This window comes from Campylobacter gracilis (assembly GCF_001190745.1).
Taxonomy (GTDB): Bacteria; Campylobacterota; Campylobacteria; order Campylobacterales; family Campylobacteraceae; genus Campylobacter_B; species Campylobacter_B gracilis.
Genome location: NZ_CP012196.1, coordinates 1,247,163 through 1,271,649, shown reverse-complemented (window position 1 = coordinate 1,271,649; position 24,487 = coordinate 1,247,163). Strand labels below are relative to the sequence as shown.

Sequence of the window (24,487 nt, the reverse complement as noted above, 5' to 3'; positions counted from 1 at the left end):
AGGCGAATTTTGCGTTTGAAATTCTGCGCCGAAGCACGCCGCGGCTTAAATTTAAGCGCGAAATTTTATAAATTTAAAGGAAAAGTATGGTCATAGCAATCAGCGGCGGCGGCACCGGCGGGCATCTGATAATCGCTAAAAATTTAGCCGCCCATCTTGCGAAGCAGGGCATCAGAGCGATCTTTATCGGCTCAAACCGCGGGCAGGATCGCGCGTGGTTTGAAAATAGCGAGCTTTTTGCGCGTACCTATTTTTTGCAAAGCTCGGGCGTCGTCGATAAAAAGGGTCTTGCCAAGCTAGCCTCGCTGCTAAACATCCTGCGCCTCTCGCTTGTGGCGCGTAAAATTTTAAAGCAAAACGGCGTCCGCGCGCTCATCAGCGTGGGTGGATACAGCTCGGCGCCCGCATCCATCGCGGCAATCCTTTCTCGCGTGCCGTTTTTTATCCACGAACAGAACGCCGTTTGCGGGAGGCTCAACCGCCTACTGAGGCCCTTTGCGCGCGCGTTTTACAGCTCCTATGAAAAGCCCGCGTTCGCTTATCCGATCGCGGATATTTTTTTCGAGACGGCGCGGCAGCGCACGGCACTTAAGAGGGTTATCTTTTTGGGCGGCTCGCAGGGAGCGAGCTTTATCAACTCGCTTGCCGTGGAGCTTGCGCCCAAGCTCTTGGGTCTCGGCTACGGCGTGATCCATCAGTGCGGCGAGCGCGAGTTTGAGCGCATCTCGCAGACCTACGCGCAGCAGGGCCTAGATATACAGCTCGTGGGCTTTTGCAAAAACATGCACGAGCTCATCGCAAGCGCCGATCTTTGCGTCGGACGCAGCGGCGCCAGCACGCTGTGGGAGCTCTGCGCAAATGGCCTGCCCGCGATATTTGTGCCGTTTCCGTTCGCGGCGGCGGATCATCAGTTTTATAACGCGAAATTTCTTAAAGAGCGCGGACTTTGTGAAATTTTACGCCAGCAGGACGCAAGCGGCGAGCGGATATTGAGCTTGATTGAGAGCTTCGACGTGGCGCGAGCGAGCAAAGGACTGCTTGAGCTCGTGGATCGAAACGGCGCGCAAGCGATAATCGACGACGTGATGAGTAAAATTTAAGGCACTTTTGTTTTCATACTCGCGCTTTGTGTGTAAATTTGAGACGACTTCTGCACGAGGCTTTAAATTTAAACCGATTAAATTTGACTTTTTGCGTTTGCGTAAATTTTACGCGGTGCTTCGGTTTGAGTAAAAATTTTAAATTTGCATGCTTGCAGGCGAAGGACGCTTTTTTGATTTGCGCAAATTTAAGCGCGCAAACAAAGCGCGCAAAAGTGCATTGAGTGTAAAATTATCTGCGCCTAAAGCTGATTATCGCATCGTCGTTTTCTTGTTGATATTTTTCAAATAAAGCCTGATATCTTTGCGATTTTGCCGGATCATTTGAATAAATTCCCACTAGAAAATAGCATGCCTCTGCAAATCGCAACTCACACGATCGCTCAAAGTATCGCGTACCCGTTTCTTTGTCATCGTCGTCAAAATACGCGACGTAACCGAACATGAAGCAGCCCTCACCATTGCCGAGCTTGCATGCTTTTTTGTACAGTTTTCTACTCTCTTGCGAATCTCTATCCTCGTAGCCTGCGAGTCTCGTGCAGCTTTCGCCGCCGTTAAGCTCGTAGCAGCCTTTTTTAAGCAGATCTTTGGCGCCTTCTTGCGAAATTTCGCCATTTAGTAGCAATAGGCTCGAAAGTACGGCGCAGGCATCGCCGTCTCCGCCGTCGCAATCTTCGCGAAATCTTACGGGATTTTTCATTTTTAAAGTGCCGTCTTTGGTGTGAATAGAAATTTCTTTAGGATTTTTGTTTGTGTCTTCGTTAGCTTGATTGATAGGAATTCGGGTTTTGTTCAAAATTTCTGTGCGAAAAGGCGCTTTTATCGCTATAAAGATCGCGACTATACATACGACGACGAGAGGGAGTATTTTCGGCGTAGAGCGATTATTGCGTGGAGCGCGGAGATCTGCATCTTTGAACGATTGTTTATTTCTTGCGGTAGCGACGGAGGGCTTAGGGCTCGGTTTTTGGCTTAAATTTGCGGCCGAACCTGCGCCTGATTTTTCAGTCAAATTTACGGCGGCGTCCGCATTCAGATCTGCATTAGCATCCGTCTCGCAGACATTTTCGTTTGAGCTTTTTAAATTTTTGCCCCGCTTTTCTCTCAGCTCATTTATGCGTTGTATGATTTCTTCGTTATTCAAATGAAATCCTTTTTGCTAGATAAATTTTGTTTTAGTCAAACGCTCGTTTTTATCATAAAAATCGCATTGGAATCAAGGCGGATTATATCATCTTATTTTGAAATTTTCAAAAAACGACGGCTAAGAAAAATCCGCAAATTTGGTGCAGATGCGCCGTAAAATTTGGATTGGTTATCGCCGGTATCATCTGCAGCTAGGTTTAAATTTTATATACCTCGGACGCGCATAAATTTACAAAACTTGATAGTATTCATATCAAGTTTATTTATTTACTCTTGACAAGATTAGCACTCCATGATATAATCTGCCAAAATTTTCAAAAAGGACCGCATAATGGCAAAGAAAAAATTTAAGACCGAAGTGAATGATCTGCTAAATTTGATGATCCATTCGCTTTATTCAAACAAGGAGATTTTCCTGCGCGAGCTCATCTCAAACGCAAGCGACGCGCTGGATAAATTAAACTATTTGTGCCTTACAAACGACGAATATAAGGCGCTTTCGTATGTGCCGCGCATCGATATCAAGATCGACAAAGAAGCCAAAACGCTAAGCATCGGCGACAACGGCATCGGCATGGACGAGGCCGAGCTCGAGAGCAATCTGGGCACCATCGCGCGCAGCGGTACGAAGGGCTTTATGGCAAGCCTTAGCGGAGATGCGGCGAAGGATAGCAACCTTATCGGGCAGTTCGGCGTCGGGTTTTATTCGGCGTTTATGGTTGCAGATCGTATCGAGGTGATCAGCCGCAAGCCGCTCTCGCAGGATGCTTTTAAATGGAGCAGCGACGCGAGCAACTACGCGATCGAAAAGGCGCAGAAAGAGGACTTCGGTACGACGATAATTCTGCATATGAAAGATGAGGAGTTTTTGGACGGCTATAGGCTCGAGGGCATTATCAAAAAATACTCCAACCACATCCCTTATCCGATCTTTATGGATAAAGAAGAATACGTTCCCGCGCAAAAAGAGGGCGAGCAGGGACATAGCGAGGTTAAAAACGTCCAGATCAACCGCGCGAGCGCACTTTGGCAACTGCCGAAAAGCAGCCTAAAACCGAGCGATTACAATGAATTTTACAAGCAGATCAGCCACGACAGCGGCGATCCGCTATTTTACATTCACACCAAGGCTGAGGGCACGCACGAATACACGACGCTCTTTTACGTGCCGAGTAGCGAGCCTTTCGATCTATACCGCGTCGATTATCAAAGCGGCGTGAAGCTCTACGTCAAGCGCGTTTTCATCACCGACGACGCCAAAGAGCTGCTGCCTAGCTATCTGCGCTTCGTACGCGGCATAATGGATGTCGAGGATCTGCCGCTAAACGTAAGTCGCGAAATTTTACAAGAAAATCGAATTCTAGCCTACGTCCGCGAGCAGAGCGTGAAAAAAATTCTATCCGAGCTAGAAAAGCTTTTGCAGAACGATCGCGAAAAATACATAAAATTTTACGAATTATTCGGCAGGGTTTTGAAAGAGGGGCTTTACGGTTTCGGCGCAAACAAAGAGGAAATTTTAAAATTATGCCTTTTCAAATCAAATCTGCGAGACGGCCTCATCACGCTTAGCGAGTATAAGGAAAAAATGAAAGAGGGTCAAAAAGAGATTTATTATATCGCGGGAAACAGCGCCGCGATGCTTAAAAGCTCGCCTCTGATCGAGAAATTTAACACCGAGGGCACGGAGGTGCTGCTCTGCGACGATGAGATCGATACGATCGTGATGCCAGGCGTTTTTGAGTTTGATAAGACGCCAGTTAAAAACGCGACTTCGATCAAGCAGGAAGCTTCGAGCGACGACGCCGCGACGCCGCAAGCCAAAGAGATTGCCGCAAGGATCAAAGAAATTTTAGGCGAACGCGTCAAGGACGTTAAAATTTCATCGCGTCTAAGCGGCTCGCTTTCCTGCCTTGTTTTTGACGAGAACGATCCCGATTTTGCGACGCAGCAGCTGCTTAAGCAGATGGGAAACCGCAATCTGCCGCCAATAAAGCCGATTTTGGAGATCAACGCAGATCACGAGATCATCAAAAAGCTGCAGGTCGATAAGCTAATGCTACCGCAAGTATCCGAGATAATATACGATCTGGCGCGCCTTAGCGAGGGGCAGGAGCTGGAAAATCCGAGCGAGTTTATCAAAAACGTAAACGAGCTTATCGCAAAGGCTCTGTAGATTATCTAAATTTAGAGCTTCGATCCGCTACCTAAATTCCGCGCGGTTGCATAGGCTGTATAAATCTATGTAGTCGCGCTTTAAATTTAAAAAGAAATTTTTAGCTAGCAAGCTTTACCGCGCTTTCTAAATTTTAAAATTTAAAAGCGGCGGAATTTCACTCTTTGATTTCGGTAAAAATTTTATTCGGCGGCTCGGTTTGGCGTTTTAGAAATTTTGAGGTATTGATCGCTTTTATCCGCGAGTTGAGGTTGGGGCGAGAGCCGAAAATATTCGCCAAAACATGAAATCATAAATCGGGCTATAAATTCCACCTCTAATTAATTTAATCTTTATAAAGTTGCGTAATTTTTATTTTAAATTTGCCCCTTTTTTATCGCAAACGGCGAGATTGTTTGATATAATTCATTTTATAAATATTTGTAAATCTTTATGAAAGGAGATTTCGAATGAAACTCATCAAACTAAGTTTAGCTGCGGCGGTTTGCGCATGCGTTGTATCCTCGCTAAGCGCGGCGGAGAGCGTAGCTGAGGCGATTACTAACGGTAAGCTTGGCGGAACGGTAAAGACAACTTACGCCAATAAAACCGTAGATAATAGAGGCGAAGCCGCTACGGGCGATAACGACTACGAGGCATTCGGCGTGGGTCTTGAGCTCGGATACGTTACCGATCCTCTTTACGGCTTTAGAATAGGGCTTACCGGGCAAGGCTGGTTGATGCCGTATCATGTAGGCTCAAGCAATAAGGCCGCCTACGATAAGGAGTGGTATACCAAGGGTGCGGTATTATCTGAATTATACCTGGGATACGGCATAGGCAATACCGATATAAAGGCGGGTAGACAATATGTCGTTACTCCGCTGGTAGCAGGCAACTATACGAGGGCGTTTAAAGAAGCTTTCGAGGGCGTGGCGATATCTAATAAAGATATCCCCGATACTACCTTGTGGGGCGGATGGTTTTATAAATTCCAAGGAAGGAGTAAAACCGCTATGGGTGCTCCGGCTGGCGAAGGAAAGGCTCCTTTATTTAAAGATAGGGTGATTCTGGGTAATATGACCGGTCCGGTCGCCGTAAAATTTGAAAATATTTTCTCCGCATACGTTCAAAACAAATCCTTGCCTTATACTACTTTAACCGGCGCTTACGCAGCGGTAACGGACGTAAAGCCCGCTAACGCATTAAAGGAAGGCGACGTTAGCCTGTATCTTGCCGAGGCGAACGTAAAAGTGCCGGTAGGCGAGATTTTAAAGCTAGGATTTGATCTTAACTACAAAGGCTCGCGCGTGGACGGAGGGCTGGAGCCAAGAAGGCTTGATGGCGATATGTTCGGCGCAAGAGTCTCGGTTAGCGAGTTTTTCGGATTCGGTCTATCGTATGCCTATACGACCGTTAGCGACGACGATGCCGTTATTTTGGGCGTCGGCAACGGCCCTGGATCATACACCGCTCTGCCTATTAGAGGTCCGTTCGTATTCACGGGATACGCGGGTATGGATACGCATAAGATCGTGCTTGATTACAATTTCGGCGCTATTGGCCTAGATGGCTTCAAAACCGCGCTACACTACGTAAAAGGCGATCAAGACAGAGTAGGCGGCACTAATAATATCAATGCTAGCGGGGCTGCGGGCCAAAGAGTCGGCACCAGCATGGACATAGAGGGCTGGGCGGTAACGGCAAACTACGCTCCTAAGGCCGTGAAGGGGCTAAGCTTGGGCGTAACTTATACTGCGCTTGAGAGGAGCGACCACTACGCTAGCGGCGTAAATAGAAAGTTCGACGAGAACGAGATATGGTTGCAGGCTGCGTATAAATTTGATCTAAGCGGCAAGTAAAATTTTAAAGAGCGGAGTATTTTCCGCTCTTTCTCATCTGCATTATTTTGCCTCGTATATGACGCAAAAAGGGCGTTTAAACCCGAAAAATTTACTCTTCCCCATCATGCATTATCAAGCGGGCTCGCGCTTGATAAATGTTTCATCCAAACTAAACATGGCTTTTAAAATTTAATGCAGCAATGGCTAAATTTAGACGATAAATTTACAAGATAGATCGGCGAAATTTTAAAATTCTAAAACCTGCTATTTAAATTTAACGTAGCTATTTAATCTAGTAAAATTTTATCAGCATTTTACCGCAAGCAGACCATCGGCAAACTGATTTGCCTTTAAGCTCTTACAGGCATTGACTGCGCCATAGCACGGCGCTGAGATATTAAAAAAAGCGATGATTTTTGCACAGCTGCCTTCTGGTAAAATTTTAAATTTGGATAAATTTTAAAGCTGTCCAAAAAGCGAAAAAGAGATGAGAAAGGATAAAATTTTACTCGTCGGATCAAGCGGGATAAATTTGACCCCGCTAAATTTAAACCGCCGCGGATTAAATAGAAGCCCAAAATTGAGCTTTAAATTTAACCTGCGGCGGAGCGTGAATGAAGCGCTTATAATCTCAAAGCGTTATTTCTTCGCGCTAGAAGCGTCCATAAAGGCCTGCTCTTCAGCGCTAGGTTTATACTCGTCGCCGAAAAATCCCTTCTTAGCTTTGATCTTTTCCTCCATCATCTTCTTTTCGTAAATTTTATACGTCGGTCGCCAGTACTCTAGGTAGTTGCGAAGCCCGATGCCGTGACCTGCGCTTACGTGGCAGCTCGCGCATTTGAGCTCGCGCTCGGTGCCTAGGAGCTTTTTGTAGTGCGCGTGCATGCGCTGTGCCTGCTCGGAGGTGATTTTGCTGTCGATCACGGTGGCGTGGCAGCTCGTGCAGCCGTTGTCAAACACATAGTGCTCGCGCTCTTCGCGCCTTTTGTTCCAATCAAATTTTTCAGGCTCGTCAAAGAAGTGCGAGTAGCCCTCCAACACGCCGTTTTTGGCCTTTTGATAGACATATTTTACGATATTGTCGTGCGGTAGGTGGCAGTCGACGCATTGGGCTTTGATGCCCGTTTTGCCCTTGCCCGAATGCACGTCGTCTTGATAGGCGATCACCATCGGATCCATCTCGTGGCAGACGTCGCAGAATTTATCGGTGCTCGTTTTCTCAAGCGCATAGTGCACCGGCACGACGACGAAAAAGCCTATAATACCGCTTATTAAGATGATAAGCGCTAGTAATTTTTTAGAAATTCTCATGGCGTCACCCCCATCCATTGTGGCACTTCGTGCTCGTGGCATTCGGTACACATATTCGTAGATGCCTTGTGCTCGTTGTGACATTCGTCGCAGTATAGAGTAGGACCGTCGTGGACGGAGTTGTGCGGATTGGCCTTGAGCGTATCCATAAATTTAAGCCTCAAAGCAAGCTGCTTTTTGTCGCCGTGGCAGCTGATACAGCCCTTGTCGCCGATACTTTTAAATTTAGACGGATCGCTTCCTTGATTTATGTGGCAATCAACGCAATCAAACGACAAATGCTCGTGATGAGGTTTGATTTTGTATTTTGCCCGAAGCTCATCTGAAACGACTATGTTCGTGGCGTTGGCGTCATTAGCGCTCGGCGCGCCGAACAAAGTCGCGATGATACAGCACAGAAACAGCGCCGTAAAACTGAAATTTTTCATTTACAACCTTTTAGAAAACTGCCTTGCCGGCCCGCTTTCGCTACCGGCAAAGATTTAAAGAGCTTGCGCTCAGACCTAGTTAAGCGATCTGCTCGCCTGCGATCATTCCGAAAACTATGCAGTCGGTAATCGCGACGGTGCCTAAGCGACTTGCGCCGTGAGTTCCGCCGGTGATCTCGCCTGCAGCCCAAAGCCCAGGGATCGGCTTATTCGTCTTAGATGATAAGACCTCGGCTTTGGTGTTGATCTTTAGACCGCCCATCGTGTGGTGAGGTTTCGGCGAGAGGCGGATGACGTAGAAAGGCCCTGCTTCGTTGATCTCGCTTAGTGCGCTTTCTTGCTTGCCGAACTCGTCTTTTTTGGCTTTAACGCCCTCGTTGTATTTTTTGACGCTCTGCTTTAAAGCATCCGCAGGCACTCCGTATTTACTGGCGATCTCATCTAGGCTCGCGCATTCGCCTACTAGCTTGCCGCTTGCCATGCCCTTGGAAATCACCTCTTCGCTTAGGTCTTTAAACGCCATTTTGGTGTCGGCAAATGTTATCGGATAGGCTTTTGGATCCTCGCGCAAAATTTTAAACTCGGCGTCCGCTCTAGTCTTGCGATCTGCAAGCTCGTTCATAAAGCGTTTGCCCGTGCGAACGTCTACGGCAATACCGTATTTAAAGGTGCCTTGTTGAGTTAGAATCGGAGCGGTGCCGAAGCCCTTCTCATCGGGACTCGCCCATGGACCGAACTGGATCCAATCGACCTGCACCGGATATGCGCCGATCTCAAAGGCTTTTAGCAGCACGCCCGCAGTTGCTCCAGGATGGTTGGTGCTATCGACGTCATCAGGGATGCGTGGATCTTGAAGCTTGCGGAAAATTTTATCGCGGCAAAATCCGCCCGCTGCGAGCACTACGCCTTTTTTGGCTTTGAGCGTCTTTTTTGTGCCGCTCGTGTTTTCAAGATCGTCGCTGTAAAGATTTGGGTCAAATTTATACTCCTCGCGGATCGCGACGCCCGCTACTCGCTCGCCGTCCATTACGAAATCATCAAATTTAGCGCGGCGGCGAAGCTCGCAGCCCTTATCTTTTAGCGCTTCAAATTTTTCAAGCATCGGCTGGATGTAGCCAGAGCCACTATCGTTTGTAGTTAGCATCGAGCGGGCGACGCTGTGCCCACCGAAGTGCGCGCAGTGATCCATTTTAAATTGCACGCCGTTATCTACGAGGAATTTAAACGCGTCCAAGCCGCGATCGGCTAGGGTGCTTAAAAGCTCGGGGTGGTTGATGCCAAGTCCTGCTTTTAGACAGTCGTTCATAAATAGCTCTTTGCTGTCTTTGATGCCCGTTTTTTCCTGCACAGGGTTCATCGGCACGCTCATACCGCCGCCGTTGATGACGGAGTTTCCGCCGATACGACCCATCTTTTCGAGGATTAGCACTTTATTGCCTTTTTGCGCGGCTTTTAAGCCTGCCGCAAGCCCTGCAAAACCGCTGCCGATGATGATTACATCCCACTCCTCGTCAAATTTAACGTCCTTTGCGTCCACCGCGCTTGCTTGCGCATTTACCGCGCCGAGTGCGAGTGCACCGGCTCCTACCATACCCATTTTCAGTATGTCGCGTCTCTGCATATTTGCCCCTTTACTTAGAGATTTTTTAACCTTAAAGATTAATGTCGTAATTTTATATTAAATCTTTATGTAAGTCAAATATTATTTGGTATATAATTTAATAGCTAAAGGCTATAAAATTTCAACCGAAGGGGCAAAATATGAGCTTACGACATATGGAATTTGCGGTAAAAATTTCGGAGCTTAAAAGCTTTACAAAAGCGGCGAGCGAGCTTGGAATCGCACAACCGTCGCTTTCAAAGAGCATTATGCTTTTGGAAAAGGAGCTCGGGATCGAAATTTTTGATAGAAAAAACGGCCTTGAGCTTACATACGCGGGCGAAATTTACATCGCCAGAGCGAAAAATATGCTTAGGCTCAATAAGGAACTAAATAACGAAATACGCGGGCTTTCGTCTATCAAGACGGGTAAGCTCGTTATCGGCGCGACCTCGACCAGCTTTAAATTTATCGAAAAGATCATCGCGGTCTTTTGCAGTAGGTTTTCGAAGGCCGATATCAGGATCGTGCACGTCCACTCCGAACCCGCGCTTATCGAGATGCTAAAAAGCGGCGAGCTTGACATCGTCTATGCCGCGCACTTCGGCGAGCTTGTCGCGGAGGGGCTTGAGTGCGAGTTTATAAAAAAGCGCAGGCTGCTTCTAAGCGTCTGCTCATCGCATCCTGCGGTTTCGCGAGCGAGTATAAATTCTACCGAGAAATACCCTAAAATCTCGCTTAGCGAGTTTAAATCCGATAAATTTGCAATCAGCAGTAAAATTTTAAAAAGCGAATCGAATTTTAAAAAAATCTTTGAAAACGCGGGCTTTACGCCTCAAATTTTCTGCGACACCTCCTATTTTTACGTGGCTAATGCGATGGTTGCGGCGGGGCTTTGCGTGAGTTTTAGCTTCGCGCGGTACATTTTTGAGACGCAAAAGGACTACATCACGCTCTTTGACGTCGCGGATGAGCCGCTTTTGGACGTGTCGTTTTCGGTCGTGTATAAAAAGCCATCCAAGCTCGCAAAGGAATTTATAAAGATGATAAAAGCGGGCAAAAGCAGCGAGTAGGACGGGTCGGCGGTAAGATGCTCAAATTTGTATTTAAATCTCGCGCTGAGCCGTATCGTGCTGTGCAAATTCGCGCAAATTTCAAGCTATACCGCGCCGAGCAGAATGCTTTAAGATCCGTACCGCATCACGCTGTTTGCATTAAATTCTGTGTCGCGTTGCACTAAATTTACGTTAAATTCCGAGCCGCATTAAATTTACGTCAAAATTCCGCCGCCGCAAGGACGGCGTTTGATTTTATTTTTTGATCATGCGTTTGTATGGGCCGAAGCGGTGATCGTTCTCGTCAAATCCGTCGTTGTAGGGCCCCACGTCCATATCCATCTGCTTGACGTCTAGATCGGGGAAATCTTTCTTCCTATCGGGTTTGATCTTGCGCGGTTTTGAGTTTATATACGCCGTCACGTCGAAAGCTTCCTCCCAGCTTAGCGAGGCGTCCCCTTTAGGCATAGTGGCTTTGACATACCTTGCTCCTTCGATGAGCCTATACATACCGGCGCCCGTATTGTAGCTGTCATCGCCCCAAAGCGCGGGGAATGTGTAGTAATCGCCGTTTTGAGCAAACGCCTCGTTTTTTATCCCTTCGCCGTTTTCGCCATGGCAGGCGGCGCATTTTGCGGCGTAAATTTCGCGGCCTTTTTTAGGATCCGCCGCGCGGTCTAAAAACTGCGCCTTCGGCAGCCCCTGGCCTCTTACCTTTGCGCCGACCTCATATCCTGCGGAGAGCCAGTGCATGTAGGCGATCATCGCGCGCATCTCTTTGGAGTTCGTAGGGATCGCTCTGCCCGCCATCGAGCGCTGAAAACAGCCGTTTATGCGGTCTTGCAGCGTGACTAGCTGATCCGATCTCGCGACATACTGCGGAAATCTCGCGTAGATACCAACAAACGGGCTTTGATCGGGCACGACGCCGCCGCTCGTATGGCAGCTCGAACAGGATAGGTTGTTGCCCGCAAAGCGCATTTTTTCGTCCTTTGCCTGCGGTCCGAGATACCTCGTCGTCTCGTTGATGAGCTTCGCGCCGTAGATGACGGTCTTTGCATAAGGCGAGTCGCCGAGCTTCGCCTCGTCTATGACGCCGTTTTCGTCGATGCCTACGGGCAGCCTAAATTCCTGCGTCTTTTGCTCGTACGGCACGGCTTTTTTGGCGTTGAGTTTGGCTACATCAAAGCCTAAAACGGGCGTAAAAAATAGCGGAAGCGCTAAAACAAGGGCAGTTTTTCTCATATGTTCTCCTTTAAAAAAGTAAAATATACATTTGAAATTATTGAATTTTTTAGTTAAATGTGCGTTAAAATTTCAAAAAAAGGAGAAATTCTAAGAGCTCGCACAGAGGAGAATTTTAAAGAGCCGATTTTAAAATTTGAGCGGGCGAAAAAAAATTAAAGGCTGATTTTTGCGATCTACGCGCAGGGGAAATTTTAAAAAAACCGATTTTTGAAGGCCTGCGAGAGCGCAAACCTAAAAGCCTCTTAGCTTTGCGGCTCGTTTCGTGCACCGCTCGGCCGCTTCCTGCGCCTCTGTATTTCGCGCCTCTGTATTTTGCGTCGCGCGCACAGACCGCTTCATTTTTTGCGTCGCGGATGCGAGCGCCGCGCCGCGTATAAATTCGGAGCGCATGTAAGTGCTTGCGGAGAAGCGAACGGGTAAAATTTAGGCGGGCATTTCGCTCGTACGCAACCGCGGTATATTTGATCCGTGCCGCCCCTACTGCTCCGCCACAAACGAGCCGTTTGCAAAAACGTGTCGCGGCATGCCGCCGAAATACAAGTCGCAAATTGGTATTTCGGCGCGAGATTTGCAAAAGCATGTCGCGGTGCATCACAGCAGGATCGCCGCCGCATTTGAAATTTATCTAGGTCTGCCGGCGCGATAGGACGAGGCGGATCGTCTCGTCTATGTGCCGTTTGGGCGGCGCGCGTATTTATGCTCGCCCTGCATGCGCCTTAAACGGGCTCTAGGTTTGAAATTTAACCCGAGCGGGCTTGGAATTTTAAATTTAAGCGGATTTGGGCTTTGGCGGTCGGATCTCGCCTGCGCGCCGCGCAGGACCGTATCCGCGCTAGAAATATCGCCGCCGAGATAAAATTCCGCGCGGCAGGCGCCGTAATGCGGCGATATGAGATTTTAACGCTCTTGAGTAAAACGTAAAGGAATCGGGGAAATCGAAGTAGCATCGGCAAGTATGAAATTTTAATGCTTTTAAATAAAACGGCGCGAAACTTAATCGTTCTTAAGTAGAGCAAGGGCAAATTAGCCTTTATCGCCAAGCTCGCGATAGTTATAATTTTGAATTAAACGGCGAAATTTAAATACTCTTGGATAAAACAGCATGGAATAAACTTAAACGCCTCGGATAAAAAACGTTAATTTTAACCGCACTGAACTACCGCTCTACCTGAGCTAAGCCGAGTCGTATCGTGCTGTGATGGGCGGAATTTGAGTTAAATTCCGTGCTGCGTCGCACCGGATTTGCTTTAATTTAATCTCGCACTGAGCTACGCCGTGCCACACTAAATTTGCCGCCAAGCCGCATTAAATTTTATGTAAAAATTTCGCCGCTAAGCTACGACAAATTTAGATCAAAATTTCGCTAGCGTGCCTATATGTGGTAATTTTTTACGAATTTTTCTATGCGCTCAAAGCCGCGTTTTAGATTTTCCATAGAGCACGCAAAGCTTACGCGGAAGTGCCCATCCATGCCAAATCCGCTTCCTGGCACCGTGGCTACGAGCCCTTTATCTAGCAGTTGCATGCAGAATTTCATACTATCAGGTTCTACCTGGGAGCAATCTATGAAGAAATAAAATGCGCCATCTGGTTTTACGACACTAAGCCCTGGGATCGCGCCTATCGCGTCCGTACCAAAATCGCGCCTGCGCTCGTATTCGCGCCTCATCTCCTCGATATAATCATCCGCCTCGCCGCGCAATACCGGCATCGCGCCTGCCTGGACGATGCTAGCTACGTTGCTGACGCTTTGGCTTTGCAGGCTGATCATCGCCTTATTTAGCTCATCGATCGCACAGGCGGTGTAGCCGAAGCGCCAGCCGGGCATCGCGCCGCATTTGCTTAGCCCGTTGATCGTCACGGTGCGCCCGAACATATCCTCGCTGATGCTTGCTGCGGCTATGAAGCTCTTGCCGAAGACGATTTTTTCGTAAATTTCATCGGCAATTACTAAAATATCCGTGCCTTTTAGCACTTCCGCAAGCTCTTGTAGCTCCTGGCGCGAATATACGGCGCCTGCGGGGTTGCTCGGGTTGAAAAGACACAGCGCCTTCGTGCGCGGCGTGATCGCGGCTTTGAGCTGTGAGGCGGTGATTTTGTATCGGTTTTCCGCCTTGGTGTCTACGATGACGGGCTTGCTGCCGCAGAATTTTACGATGTCTGGGTAGGTGACCCAATAAGGCGCCGGTATTATAACCTCATCGCCTTCGTTTAAGATGCAGCTAAAAGCATTAAATAGCGAGTGTTTGGCGCCTACGTTGGTGATGATCTGATCGGGCCTGTAGTTTAGGCCGTTGTCGCGCTTTAGCTTTTGCGCGATTAAATTTAAAATTTCAGGCGTGCCGGCAACCGGCGTATATTTTCCGCAGCCTTTAGCCATAGCCTCTATGACAGCCTTTTTGGCGACCTCTGCGGTATCGAAATCAGGCTCGCCCGCACTTAGGATTACGACGTCTTGCCCCTGAGCTTTCATCTGTTTGGCTTTAGTGCTGATTGCGATCGTTAGGCTTTCGCCGAGCTTGCTTACGCGACTTGAAAGTGTTAATTTCATTGATGCTCCTTGGATTGATTTAGACAATTTAAAATTTGATTTTTGACGCTAAAAGCCCTGCCGCTACTTGGGTCCTGGTCGTAGATATCGTCGATTTTATAATCTCCTCCGCTACGGACGAGTTTGTAGATTATCGTCTGCGCACCGTAGGGGCAGGTCTGCGTCACTACGACGGTATCGCGCTGCCCTAGCTCAAAATCATATTTCGCGTCGTCGCAGACATCCTGACCGCCGATTATCGGATCATAGTCCAAGCAGCCTACCTCGCCTTCGCCAGCAGATGCTTCATCCTGCATAAGCACGGATCTGAAAGAAGCCGATAGGGCATTTTTGTGATCGCCGAAATAGGTATCCTTGATGTATAGACTTTTTACTAGGCTTATTCTGGCGTCGTTCGCGGAATTTTTCGCGCTATTAACATCGCTGCCGCTTGCCGACAAAATCGCACAAATTATAAAAAATAGAGCTTTTTTCACTTTAACCCTCTTATTTTAATGATTTCAGATACTCTTCGTAGAATTTATTTAGATCCTCATCCATTGCGGAGATATCTTTTCTGCCACTGCAGATGCAATCTTCCAAAATTTCGATACGTTTGATGAGATATTTGATAAGCTCCTGGCTGATATCTGGAATTTTATTATGCGCCAAAGGATCGCTCTCGCAGCCGCCTAAAATTCTAGCCGGCACACCCACGGCGGTGCAGTTTGGTGCGACATCCTTTACGACTACGGAATTTGCGCCTATTTTGGAATTTTCGCCGATAGTGATGTTGCCTAATACTTTGGCTCCTGCGCCCACTACGACGCCGTTTTGCAGCGTCGGATGGCGCTTGCCATGCTCTAAGCTCACGCCGCCGAGAGTGACGCCCTGATAGATCAGACAGTTATCGCCGATGATCGCCGTTTCTCCGATGACAAGCCCCGTAGCGTGGTCAAAAAACACTCCTCTGCCGATACGCGCGCCCGGGTTTATATCTACGGCGGTGATTATGCGGCTAAGCCCGCTGATTGCGCGAGCTACAAGCTTAAAACCTCGCTCGTAGAAAAAATGCGCGAAGCGATAATTTATTAGCGCCCAGACGCCGGGATAGCAGAAAAATATCTCAAATACGCTATTGCATGCGGGGTCCTGGCGCATCGGCTCGATGAAGTCCTGTTTTAAAATTTGCCAAAAACTCATTTGATAGTCTTTAAGTAGCTATTGTCGTTTAAAAACAGATATAGCTCGCCCAGGATATGCTTTTTCTCTTTATCTCCGATAAGATTTGATTTTTCGACGCGCTCGTTTAGGCTTTCGCGGATATCTACTACGTCGTAGTCCATATCCTCCAAGATGTCGATGACCGATTGAGATTCGATAAAATCCTTGATCTCAAAGCCGCCGTCATCCTTTAAAATCACGGTCGCCTCTGTTGGGTGTGCAAAGAGGTTGTGGCTCATGCCAAGCACCTCCTGATAGGCTCCGACAAGGAAAAAGCCCAAAAAATACTCCTCTTTTTCAGGATCGAAATCGTGCAGAAAGAGCGGATTTTTTTGATTGTCGAATTCTATCTCGCCGTCGCTATCGCAAGTAATATCCCAGATCGACGCCGATAGCGTGGCGCGCTCATCCAGCCTCTCTAGCGGCATGATCGGGAAGTGCTGCTTGATGCCCCAAAAATCGGGCAGACTTTGGAAGATCGAAAAATTTACCAAATAGCGCTCTTGGGCGTTGCCTAGGGAGTTTAAGAAATTGCTGTATTCTTGCTTGTTGCCTAAAATTCCATACGCCTTTCGCATTATTAGATGAACTAAAATTTCGCCGTTTGAGCGGTCGATCAGATCGACGTAGCCCAGATCAAAAAGGGTAAGTACGCTCTCCATATGCGACATGGCGTCGTGCAGATACTCTAGCGCGTTGGACGGCTTTAGAGTTTTATACAGATCGTATAGCTCGGCGACTACCGGCGGATTATCCTTTTTTAGGGCGAGCTTTTCTTCGGCGTATTCTTGGGTAAAAAGCTCCAAAATCGGCGCTACTAGCACAGCGTGGCTGGCGGCTACGTATCTGCCGCTCTCGATAAAAATATCAGGCTCGGCCTCTTTTTTATCCTCTGCGATCGATTTTAGCAAAAAAACCACGTCGTTGGCGTATTCTTTTAGCGTATAGTTGCGGCTGGAGCTTTCTTTGGCTTGGGAGTATTCGATAGCAAGACCTCCGCCTAAATTTATGGATTTTAAATTTTTCGCACCCATTTTGCGAAGCTCGGTGTAGATATTGCCCGCTTCGATGAGAGCCTTTTTGAGCGGGTGGATCTCGGTAATCTGCGAGCCGATATGAAAATGAATCATCGTAAACTGCTCGATGAGGTCGTTTTTCTTCAGTAAGTTTATCGCCTCTATAAGCTCAGTCGAGGTAAGGCCGAATTTAGAATTTATCCCGCCGCTTTTCGCCCACAGTCCGCTTCCGGAGTTATGCAGCCTGATGCGTAGCCCGATGAAAGGCTTTGGCGCAAACCGCTCCTTAGCCGTTTCGATGATGGTTTCAAGCTCGTTTAGTCCCTCGATCGTAAGCGTTACGTTATGCCCCATCTCTGCGGCGATGAAGCCGATATTTATAAGCTCCTTATCTTTAAAACCGTTTACGGTAATTGGCGCGCCGTATTTGTTATACGCCATCGCTAGCAGCAGTTCTGGCTTGCTGCCGGCCTCGAGCCCGTATCCGTAAGGCTCGCCGATATCGACTAAATTTCTAACGAAGCCCGGGAATTGATTTACTTTAAGCGGATAGACAGCGTGGAATTTTCCCTTGTAGCCAAACTCCTTAATAGCGCGGTTAAAATTTGAGTAAATTTCGACGATCTGCTTTTTGATGAGGTGCGGGAAGCGAAGTAGTATCGGGCCTCGTACGCCGTCTGCGCGGATCTCTTTTATTATATCCACCAAAGGCTGCTTGAAATCGGAGTTTAGGCATAGTTTGCCGCCGTCTATCGTGAAGTTGGAATTCCCCCAAATATTTAGTCCGTAATCGCTCATGCTCTATCCTTAAAAAATGCTTCGACCTCTTTAAATTTGATCGCAAAGGTGCTTTGATCCTCTAAATTTTTGCACCACACCTCGGCGCGGTCAAACTCGTCCTGCCCGATGCAAAGGCAAAATTTCGCCTCCGCCCCGTCGGCTGCTTTTAAATGCTTGGCTAGACTCCTGGGCTCGTATGAAATTTGAGTTTTACAAAACTTTCGCAGCTTTAATGCAAACGAAAATGCCGTGCTTACGAATGCCTCATCCAGCGCGCCGATATAAATTCCCTCGCGCTCTTGAGGGGCTTCGCGCGTTTTTAAAATTTCGGCTATTCGCTCGATACCGATCGCAAAGCCCACGCCCGCCGTCTTTCTGCCGCCTAAAAACTCCACGAGTCTGTCATAGCGTCCGCCGCCGCCTACGGCACTTTGTGCGCCAAGCTCGGATGAGACGAACTCAAAGGCGGTCTTGCAGTAGTAATCAAGCCCGCGCACGAGCTTCGCATCGATCTGAAATTTTTGTCCGTTTTGGGTTAAAATTTTTTGCAGCTGCGTAAATTCCGCGGCGCAGGCGTCATTTAAATTTTCCGTTATAAGAGGCGCGGCGGCTAAAATTTTCTGGCAGCTTTCGTTTTTGCAGTCCAGCACGCGGATCGGATTGGTGTCGATACGCCTTTGGCAGTCCTCGCAGAGCCTGTCTTTGTGTTCTTGCAAGAAATTTACGAGCTTGGTTTTATACGCAGGCATGCACTCCTCATCGCCTAAAGAGTTGATTTTAAGCGTTGCGGCGACATTCAGCTCGCGTAAAATTTGAGCTAGCATCAAGATCACGCTCGCGTCCTCATAAACACTACTTTGCCCGAAGCACTCGACGCCGAATTGATGAAACTCGCGCAGACGCCCCTTTTGCGGGCGCTCATAGCGAAACATCGAGCCTTGATAATAAAATTTATGCACGCCGCCGCTGCGGTCTAGCTTTTTTTCGATAAAGGCGCGCACGACGCCCGCAGTGCCTTCGGGGCGCAGACAGACGCTATCTCCGCTTTTGTCGCTAAACTCGTACATCTCTTTGCCGACGATGTCGCTGCTCTCGCCGACGCTGCGGCGAAATAGCGCGGTCTGTTCGAGCTTAGGCGTTTCGATGAGACAAAAGCCGTAATTGCGCGCCACGCGCTCGCACACGTTTAAAATTTGCGAGTAGATGCGCGCCTGCTCGTCCAAAATATCGTTCATACCGCGAAGTGCTTTGATCATCTATGAAATCCTTTGTGAAATTTTAAAATTTCTGCGGCGATTATAGTTAAATTTACCTAAATTTTAAGCCCTGCCGCTCGCAGCAACGCATCGGTTCTGCTTATTTGCATCGCGCGCCGTTTCGGCTTAGGCGCCTATTTTAAACCGGCTAGGCTTGGTGGTAAAATTTCTACTTCGCCGCCTTGAAGCTCAAGAATTCCTCGTAGCGGCGATCGATGATCTCTTTGATCTCGGCGTAATTTTGCGGCGAGTTTTCTATGTAAAAATAGGCGTTGTCGAAGTTTTTATCGCCGAATTTGCGTGCGACGAAATCGTCGTAATCTTGCAAATACCAGCCGTGCGTTTTAGCAAATTTCGTGCGGTCCGTGGTGTAGTAGGCATTTGCGAAGGCCTTGCCGGCGGTGTTTAGCTCGTCGCTGCCCAGCACGCCGTCCATGGCGCCAAAGAAATACCCGCGATAATCAAAGCTATCGTCCATCCGCGCTATATCGTCCGCGAAATCCGCCGCGAAGTCCTTGGAATAGAGCTTGCGCTCCATGCACCAGCGGAAGAAAAACGCGATGTGCGTCGCGCCGTTTTCCTGTGGGATACCCTCCGGCGCATTTTTCGCGCCCCAGTGCCATTTTGCCTTGTCGTAGGTCACGTAAGCCATTTTGCTCTCCTTTTTTGGACTTTAAGTTGCATAAATTTTAGAAATTAAAAGCAAACGACGCTTGGTAAAGCTCTAAATTTTATCCGATGCAATCTGCGCCGTGAAATTTAAAATTTTATATCAGATCGCTCGTTACCTCATAATCGTATTCGCTTCGTAAAATTTTGCCGCGGCTAAATTACGTTTAAATTCTATCGCATCTCGTAGAATTTCACGCACCCCGTCCTATGTCCTTTAGTCGCTGCTTTGCCGCTGCCGTTACGTCCTCTTCGTAATCATACCACGCAAACATCGCGCCGTGCTGCACCGAGCCGCCCAGCAGATCGCCTCCTTGGCGGTTTTTCAGATCGATATTTGCGACCTTAAATCCATCCAGCGTCGCTGCGAACTCGCGTAGGCGCTGCGGCGGGGATTTGAGCTTGGTGTAGAGGTAGCAGCGCCCCGCCTGGCCCTTGCGCCCGACGCGCCCGCGTAGCTGATGAAGCGACGCGAGCCCCATTCGCTCGGCGCCCACGATTAAAATGACGCTAAGTCGCGGCAGCGAGATGCCTACTTCGACGATCGTCGTGGTTATCAGCAGCCGCCCATCGTCGCGGAAGCGGCGCAGGATCTCCTCCTTGTCCTTGTCGCTGCCGTGGGTAATCATCACGTCCGCAAACTGAGCCTTCCAAAACGGCGCCGCCTCCTCAAGGCTTTGATAGACCGAGCTTTCGCTTTGTTGCACGAGCGGATAGACGATGATCGCTTGATTGCCCGCGGCGAGCTCGCGGCGCAGATCCTGCATAAAGCCCGTAAATCCGTCGTTTTGCAGGATTTTGGTTTTGATACGTTTTTCAAACGGTAGCTGTTTTAAAAAGCTAAAGCTCACGAGCTCGGACTGGATCATGCTTAGCGTGCGCGGTATCGGCGTGGCGCTAAACTGAATGAAATGCGCGCGAAACTCGCCGTTTTCGGTGAGGCGCGCGATCTTTTCGCGCTGGTTGGAGCCGAAGCGGTGCTGCTCATCGACCATTATGAGATTTGACGGCGCGAGCTCATGGTAGAGCAGGGCGTGAGTGCCGATGATAAGGTGCGCGTCTGCGAAATTCGGCTCGCGATCGCCGCTTTTTACGAGCAGGACTTTGATCTGCGGCGGCAGCAGACGGCGCGCCTCGGCGTAAATCTGCTCGGCCAAGATGCTTGTAGGCGCCATCAGATAGCTGATGCGCGGGTAGTTCATCGCCGCGCTCGCGAGGATCACGAGCGTTTTGCCGCTGCCTACGTCGCCCATGACGACGCGGCGGCGCGCCAGAGGGCTTTGCAGATCGCTAGCGATGTCCTTTATCGCGCTTAGCTGATCGCGCGTAGGCTCGAAAGGAAGCGAGGCAAGCCAGTCAGAGATGTCGCGCAGCGGGTAAATTTGCGCCGGGAAACTCGTTTTTTTTGCACTTAGCTTTTGCAGGTAGTTTAGAATTTCGACAAATTTCAGCGTGCGTAAAATCGCAGTACCGCTCATCTGCGTGACGGCTGCGGCTCGGACGGTCTCGGCGGCATGGATAGTTTCAGCCTCGCTTGCAATTTGAGCGATTGTAGGTATGGCGGTCGTAGCTTGGGCGGCGCAATCGCGCGAAGTGTTCATCGGTGCAGCGAGCGCGTCTTGAACAGCCTCGGCGCTTGCGGTCTGAGCGATCGTAGGCTTTGCGGTTGCGGTCCGCACGGCTACTACCGTCTGAAGATTTTCGGTTTGATTGCATACAGGCTGTGCGCCCGTAGCTTGTGCGCTCAAAGTTTGGGTAGTCGCGGCTTGTGCGCTCGCTACTCGGCTTGAAGTTTGGATTGCCGTAGGTTTTCCACTTACCTCTTGAGTTTGGGCGGCTACGGGTTGTAAATCTGCGATTCGAACGCCTGAAGTTTGGATTGCTGCGGGTTGCCTACCTACGTCTTGAGTTTGGGTGGTCGCGAATTGCGTATCTACGTCTTGGGTGCTTGAATTTTGTTGGGCGGCTATGGACTGCTCGGTCGCGACATGCTCTAGCATGGGTTGGGCGGTTGAAGCTTGAGCGTCTGCTGGTCGTGCTGCTGCTTGGACGTCGAATACTAAGTCATTTGAAATTTTATCGTTGTTCGCTGCCGCGTCATTATCGGCTTTGAGGTTGTTCGAAATTTCATCTCCGCGCGCCTCGGCGCCGTATACAGCAAGAAAATCAGTGCCGCTTTGGACGTCAAAATTTTCGTCGTTATAAATCTCTGCGCAGCGCACCCGAGGCTGATCGCCGTCTAAAATTTTGTCGCTCGCAATCTCGTCGTCACGGAGGCTTGGGGGGAGTGAAGTCTCCGCGCTCTTTGAAATTCCGCCGCTTAAAATTTCATTCGCCGCGCCTCGGCTCACTTCGCAGGCAAGAATTTTATCGCCTTGCGGTTGGACTGAAATTTTACCTCCAAAAATTTCATCATTTTGCGATCTGCCGTTTAAAATTTCGGCGGCGGAGCTTTGCGAGCTTGGAATTTCGCCGTTATCTGAAATTCCGTCGTCATTTAAAATTTTGTCGCTGTTTGAAATTCCGCCATTTAAAATTTCACTGCCGCTCGGAATTCTGCCGCTGTTTGAAACGTCGTCGCGCTCGCCGAAATTTTCCGCACCGCCCTCTTTGAGTTGCCTATTTAGCGCGGCTAGCATTCGCACGCTGCGCGGCGAGCTCTCGTGTAGCGCGAGCAGTACCGCCGCCTCGTCCGCGTGCAGCCCGCAGGCTAAAAGCGCGTCCGCGCTTAGGTATTTTTTGATCAGCTTTTGCGCTGCCGCGTCGCTCAGCGCGGCTTTGTATTTGGGTGCGATCCTGCCTGGCTCGCTCACGATTTTTGGGTTTACGAACTGCCACGAGCCGAAGCTCTCGTCACATTTGCCGTGGATGAAAAATTTTTTGCCACGCTTAAAAGCGCCGAAGTGCCAGCTTTTGGCGTTGAAGATCACGATTTTGATCTCGCGCTCCCAGCTGAGGCAGTGCGCCGTGACGATGAGCATCGAGCCGCGCCTGTGCTGGAAGAGGCACTCGACCTCCGCCGTGCTCTCGCCCGCGCACGGCGCATCCCCCACGCTCAGATCGTCGAAGCTTTTGGGCAGAAGCAGCGCCAGATCCAAAAGCGTCGTGATGCCCGCCTTTTGCAGCGTCGCCGCGTCTTTTGCTTCAAAAATCAATTTTCATCCTTTAAATTTTATAGGCGCTAAGCCATTGCGCTACGAAATTTTACGTGTCGAAGCGAAATCGCCCGCCTAAATTTGATCGAAATTTTACGCGCCGTATCGAACGCTTGCCTAAATTTGATCGAAATTTCGCCCATTGCGGCAAATTTGCTCGCCGGCTGCGCTTGTAAATTTTGCCGCCTTGCGCGTGTTTTGTTTGAAGGCTGCGCCTTTGCGGCGCACACCGGATTTTAAACATAGCGCGATCGTTTGAAATTTTACGGCGCGATTTACGAACCGTACGATCCGAAAGAGATGCTCGCGTGCACCATCTTTTAAATTTCACGGCGCAGCTTGTAAGCGGCGCATGAAATCGGGCTTTATTTTGCGCGCTGAAATTTTACCGAGCCGCGCACGGTGACTTTAAATTTAGCCACCCTTATAAGGTTCGCAAATTTAGCCGTTTCTGTAAAGCCTCGCAAGTTTTAGCGCGACGCAAGCGCGGTTTTAAATTTAAACGCAAGCTGTCCGCAAACGGAGCGAAAAAGTAAAATTTAGCGCCGTTTGCGACTTAATATCGTTCGCGCCGCTTTACAAATTTTAAAATTTACCCAAATTTTAGACCGGTCGCAGGTATGCACTCGCTGTGCCGCGACGGACTAAATTTTAAGCCCCTTTTTTGCGGCGGCCTCGTCGCAAATGACGGAAAAGCTTAGGTTCATAATCTCGTCGTGCGACTTGATGAAATCATTAAGCGCTCCTAGTTTTAGCGTCTCGATGCGCTTTAAATTTCGCTCGAATTCGCCGAATGCGTAGCCCTTGTAATACTCGCTCTGCGCGATCGCCGCTCGCTTAAACATCGTCTCTTTTTGCAGCACGGCGCTTCCGATTAGGAATTTTTTAGCGCTTTTTAGCTCCGCTTCGCTCACGCCCGATGCGATAAATTTCGCGATTTCCTCTTTTACGAGCGCGGCGGCGTTTTGTAAATTTTCATTTTTGGTCTGCAGATAGCCCCAAAACTCGCGGCGGCTAAGCTCGAAATCGCCGCGCGCATAGACCGAATACGCAAGGCCGTGCTTGACGCGGATGCGCTCCATCAGCCTGCTGCCAAAACCGCTGCTTCCGAGCACGAAAAGCGCGGTGTTTGCGATGAACTCTTGCTCCTTTGGCAGCGTAAATGGCGCGCCGAAGTAGATATAGGCCTGCTGCGTCTGCTCCTTTTGGATCTTTATCTTTTTCGCATCGCTCGGCGCGAAAAACGGCAGCTCGCGCTTTTTACCGCTTGCAAAGAGGCTTAAAATTTCAGCGATTTTCGGGTTTTTATCGCTCACGTCGCCGCATAAAACGACGTATAAATTCTCTAAACTCAACGAGGCGAAAAACTCCCGCACGTCCTTCATCGTGATCCGCTCTACGCTCGCCTCGTCGCCTATGAGCGGCTGAGCAAGCCTCGTGCGTGGATACAGAAGCGCTTTTAGGTTGCATGTCGCGATGTAATCGAACTCGCTTTTTAGCACGGCGAGCTCGCCTATGGTTTGCATTTTTAGCTTTTCCAGCACCGAGGGCGTTAGATTGGGCTCCTTAAGCAGCTCTCGCAGCATGTCTAGGCCGAAATCGAAGTGCTCTTTTAAACAGTTTACCTGGATGCCGAAGGTTTCAAAATTGCTCGCAGCGCTGATCTCGACCGCGCGGATATCGAGCTTGCGGTGAAATTCGCTCACTCCCAGCGTCTTTGAGCCCTCGCCCAAAACGCCCGCGCAGATGCGCGCAAGGCCCAGGGTCTTCTCGCTCACCGCGCCGCTTGCTTTAAAAATTAGCTTGAAGCTCGCTACCGGCAGCGAATCGTCGAACTGATACAAAAAGTCGATTTTAGCGCTTTTGCCGCCTTTAGCTTTAAGTGAAATCTCTTTTTTTTCCATCGTTTTCCTTTATAAAATTTTTAAATTTCATCGTTCTTTCGGGCGCGATTTTAAAATTTTGACGCAGCT

At 49.0% G+C, this 24,487-nt stretch carries 17 protein-coding genes; 4 read left to right on the top strand and 13 right to left on the bottom strand.

What is annotated here, in order from left to right:
- Positions 1-86 precede the first annotated feature (86 nt).
- Positions 87-1,100, top strand: coding sequence for a UDP-N-acetylglucosamine--N-acetylmuramyl-(pentapeptide) pyrophosphoryl-undecaprenol N-acetylglucosamine transferase (locus tag CGRAC_RS06315; RefSeq protein ID WP_005870302.1), 1,014 nt, complete (start codon positions 87-89; stop codon positions 1,098-1,100).
- 232 nt (positions 1,101-1,332) lie between these two features.
- Here CGRAC_RS06315 and CGRAC_RS06305 read toward each other — a convergent pair whose 3' ends face one another.
- Positions 1,333-2,244 carry a tetratricopeptide repeat protein gene (locus CGRAC_RS06305; protein WP_005870306.1) on the bottom strand — a complete coding sequence of 304 codons (912 nt, stop codon included), beginning with the start codon at positions 2,242-2,244 and terminating at the stop codon, positions 1,333-1,335.
- Positions 2,245-2,577: 333 nt separating this feature from the next.
- Between CGRAC_RS06305 and htpG the strand changes: the two genes are divergently transcribed.
- Entirely contained in the window at positions 2,578-4,419 is a 1,842-nt protein-coding gene (gene htpG / locus CGRAC_RS06300; protein ID WP_005870308.1) for a molecular chaperone HtpG, read from the top strand.
- Between the two features lie 449 nt (positions 4,420-4,868).
- Positions 4,869-6,260, top strand: coding sequence for an OprD family outer membrane porin (locus tag CGRAC_RS06295; RefSeq protein ID WP_005870310.1), 1,392 nt, complete (start codon positions 4,869-4,871; stop codon positions 6,258-6,260).
- A 621-nt stretch (positions 6,261-6,881) separates the two neighbouring features.
- Here CGRAC_RS06295 and CGRAC_RS06285 read toward each other — a convergent pair.
- The 3 genes from CGRAC_RS06285 to CGRAC_RS06275 form a co-directional block, all read right to left on the bottom strand.
- Positions 6,882-7,553, bottom strand: coding sequence for a cytochrome c3 family protein (locus tag CGRAC_RS06285; protein ID WP_005870313.1), 672 nt, complete (start codon positions 7,551-7,553; stop codon positions 6,882-6,884).
- Positions 7,550-7,981: a cytochrome c3 family protein gene (locus tag CGRAC_RS06280; protein ID WP_005870314.1), complete on the bottom strand. Its 432-nt coding sequence runs from the start codon at positions 7,979-7,981 to the stop codon at positions 7,550-7,552. Before CGRAC_RS06280 ends, CGRAC_RS06285 begins: the two co-directional genes overlap by 4 nt.
- Positions 7,982-8,060: 79 nt before the next feature.
- Complete coding sequence (locus CGRAC_RS06275; RefSeq protein WP_040303665.1) at positions 8,061-9,602, bottom strand: flavocytochrome c; 1,542 nt, start codon at positions 9,600-9,602, stop codon at positions 8,061-8,063.
- Between the two features lie 140 nt (positions 9,603-9,742).
- Between CGRAC_RS06275 and CGRAC_RS06270 the strand changes: the two genes are divergently transcribed.
- Positions 9,743-10,654 carry a LysR family transcriptional regulator gene (locus tag CGRAC_RS06270; RefSeq protein ID WP_005870318.1) on the top strand — a complete coding sequence of 304 codons (912 nt, stop codon included), beginning with the start codon at positions 9,743-9,745 and terminating at the stop codon, positions 10,652-10,654.
- Between the two features lie 237 nt (positions 10,655-10,891).
- On the opposite strand, the gene CGRAC_RS06265 is transcribed toward CGRAC_RS06270, so the two are convergent.
- The 9 genes from CGRAC_RS06265 to CGRAC_RS06210 form a co-directional block, all read right to left on the bottom strand.
- The gene (locus CGRAC_RS06265) at positions 10,892-11,881 is read right to left on the bottom strand and encodes a c-type cytochrome (RefSeq protein WP_005870321.1); all 990 of its coding nucleotides are present in this window, start codon (positions 11,879-11,881) and stop codon (positions 10,892-10,894) included.
- A gap of 1,375 nt (positions 11,882-13,256) precedes the next feature.
- Entirely contained in the window at positions 13,257-14,435 is a 1,179-nt protein-coding gene (locus CGRAC_RS06250; RefSeq protein WP_005870329.1) for a pyridoxal phosphate-dependent aminotransferase, read from the bottom strand.
- A complete protein-coding gene (locus CGRAC_RS06245; RefSeq protein WP_005870330.1) occupies positions 14,432-14,911 on the bottom strand; it encodes a DUF3828 domain-containing protein in 480 nt (159 codons plus the stop codon). Before CGRAC_RS06245 ends, CGRAC_RS06250 begins: the two co-directional genes overlap by 4 nt.
- Positions 14,912-14,921: 10 nt before the next feature.
- A complete protein-coding gene (cysE, locus tag CGRAC_RS06240; RefSeq protein ID WP_005870331.1) occupies positions 14,922-15,617 on the bottom strand; it encodes a serine O-acetyltransferase in 696 nt (231 codons plus the stop codon).
- Positions 15,614-17,452 (bottom strand): biosynthetic arginine decarboxylase, encoded by a 1,839-nt coding sequence (gene speA, locus CGRAC_RS06235; RefSeq protein ID WP_005870332.1) that lies wholly within the window; start codon positions 17,450-17,452, stop codon positions 15,614-15,616. The genes cysE and speA overlap by 4 nt, the downstream gene beginning before the upstream one ends.
- A complete protein-coding gene (gene hisS, locus CGRAC_RS06230) occupies positions 17,449-18,690 on the bottom strand; it encodes a histidine--tRNA ligase (RefSeq protein WP_005870333.1) in 1,242 nt (413 codons plus the stop codon). The genes speA and hisS overlap by 4 nt, the downstream gene beginning before the upstream one ends.
- A gap of 169 nt (positions 18,691-18,859) precedes the next feature.
- Positions 18,860-19,342, bottom strand: coding sequence for a DUF7832 domain-containing protein (locus CGRAC_RS06225; protein ID WP_005870335.1), 483 nt, complete (start codon positions 19,340-19,342; stop codon positions 18,860-18,862).
- Between the two features lie 211 nt (positions 19,343-19,553).
- On the bottom strand, positions 19,554-20,960 hold the full coding sequence (gene recG, locus CGRAC_RS11540) for an ATP-dependent DNA helicase RecG (RefSeq protein WP_256641403.1): 1,407 nt from the start codon (positions 20,958-20,960) through the stop codon (positions 19,554-19,556).
- A 2,198-nt stretch (positions 20,961-23,158) separates the two neighbouring features.
- Entirely contained in the window at positions 23,159-24,418 is a 1,260-nt protein-coding gene (locus CGRAC_RS06210; protein WP_005870342.1) for a M16 family metallopeptidase, read from the bottom strand.
- Positions 24,419-24,487: the final 69 nt, after the last annotated feature.

Excerpts from the sequence above, each read along its gene's own strand:
- cysE (WP_005870331.1), bottom strand. The coding sequence starts at position 15,617 with ATGAGTTTTTGGCAAATTTTAAAACAGGACTTCATCGAGCCGATGCGC.
- CGRAC_RS06210 (WP_005870342.1), bottom strand. The coding sequence starts at position 24,418 with ATGGAAAAAAAAGAGATTTCACTTAAAGCTAAAGGCGGCAAAAGCGCT.
- CGRAC_RS06285 (WP_005870313.1), bottom strand. The coding sequence starts at position 7,553 with ATGAGAATTTCTAAAAAATTACTAGCGCTTATCATCTTAATAAGCGGT.
- CGRAC_RS06270 (WP_005870318.1), top strand. The coding sequence starts at position 9,743 with ATGAGCTTACGACATATGGAATTTGCGGTAAAAATTTCGGAGCTTAAA.
- recG (WP_256641403.1), bottom strand. The coding sequence starts at position 20,960 with ATGAACACTTCGCGCGATTGCGCCGCCCAAGCTACGACCGCCATACCT.
- htpG (WP_005870308.1), top strand. The coding sequence starts at position 2,578 with ATGGCAAAGAAAAAATTTAAGACCGAAGTGAATGATCTGCTAAATTTG.
- CGRAC_RS06295 (WP_005870310.1), top strand. The coding sequence starts at position 4,869 with ATGAAACTCATCAAACTAAGTTTAGCTGCGGCGGTTTGCGCATGCGTT.
- speA (WP_005870332.1), bottom strand. The coding sequence starts at position 17,452 with ATGAGCGATTACGGACTAAATATTTGGGGGAATTCCAACTTCACGATA.
- CGRAC_RS06225 (WP_005870335.1), bottom strand. The coding sequence starts at position 19,342 with ATGGCTTACGTGACCTACGACAAGGCAAAATGGCACTGGGGCGCGAAA.
- CGRAC_RS06280 (WP_005870314.1), bottom strand. The coding sequence starts at position 7,981 with ATGAAAAATTTCAGTTTTACGGCGCTGTTTCTGTGCTGTATCATCGCG.
- CGRAC_RS06250 (WP_005870329.1), bottom strand. The coding sequence starts at position 14,435 with ATGAAATTAACACTTTCAAGTCGCGTAAGCAAGCTCGGCGAAAGCCTA.
- CGRAC_RS06265 (WP_005870321.1), bottom strand. The coding sequence starts at position 11,881 with ATGAGAAAAACTGCCCTTGTTTTAGCGCTTCCGCTATTTTTTACGCCC.
- CGRAC_RS06275 (WP_040303665.1), bottom strand. The coding sequence starts at position 9,602 with ATGCAGAGACGCGACATACTGAAAATGGGTATGGTAGGAGCCGGTGCA.
- CGRAC_RS06315 (WP_005870302.1), top strand. The coding sequence starts at position 87 with ATGGTCATAGCAATCAGCGGCGGCGGCACCGGCGGGCATCTGATAATC.
- hisS (WP_005870333.1), bottom strand. The coding sequence starts at position 18,690 with ATGATCAAAGCACTTCGCGGTATGAACGATATTTTGGACGAGCAGGCG.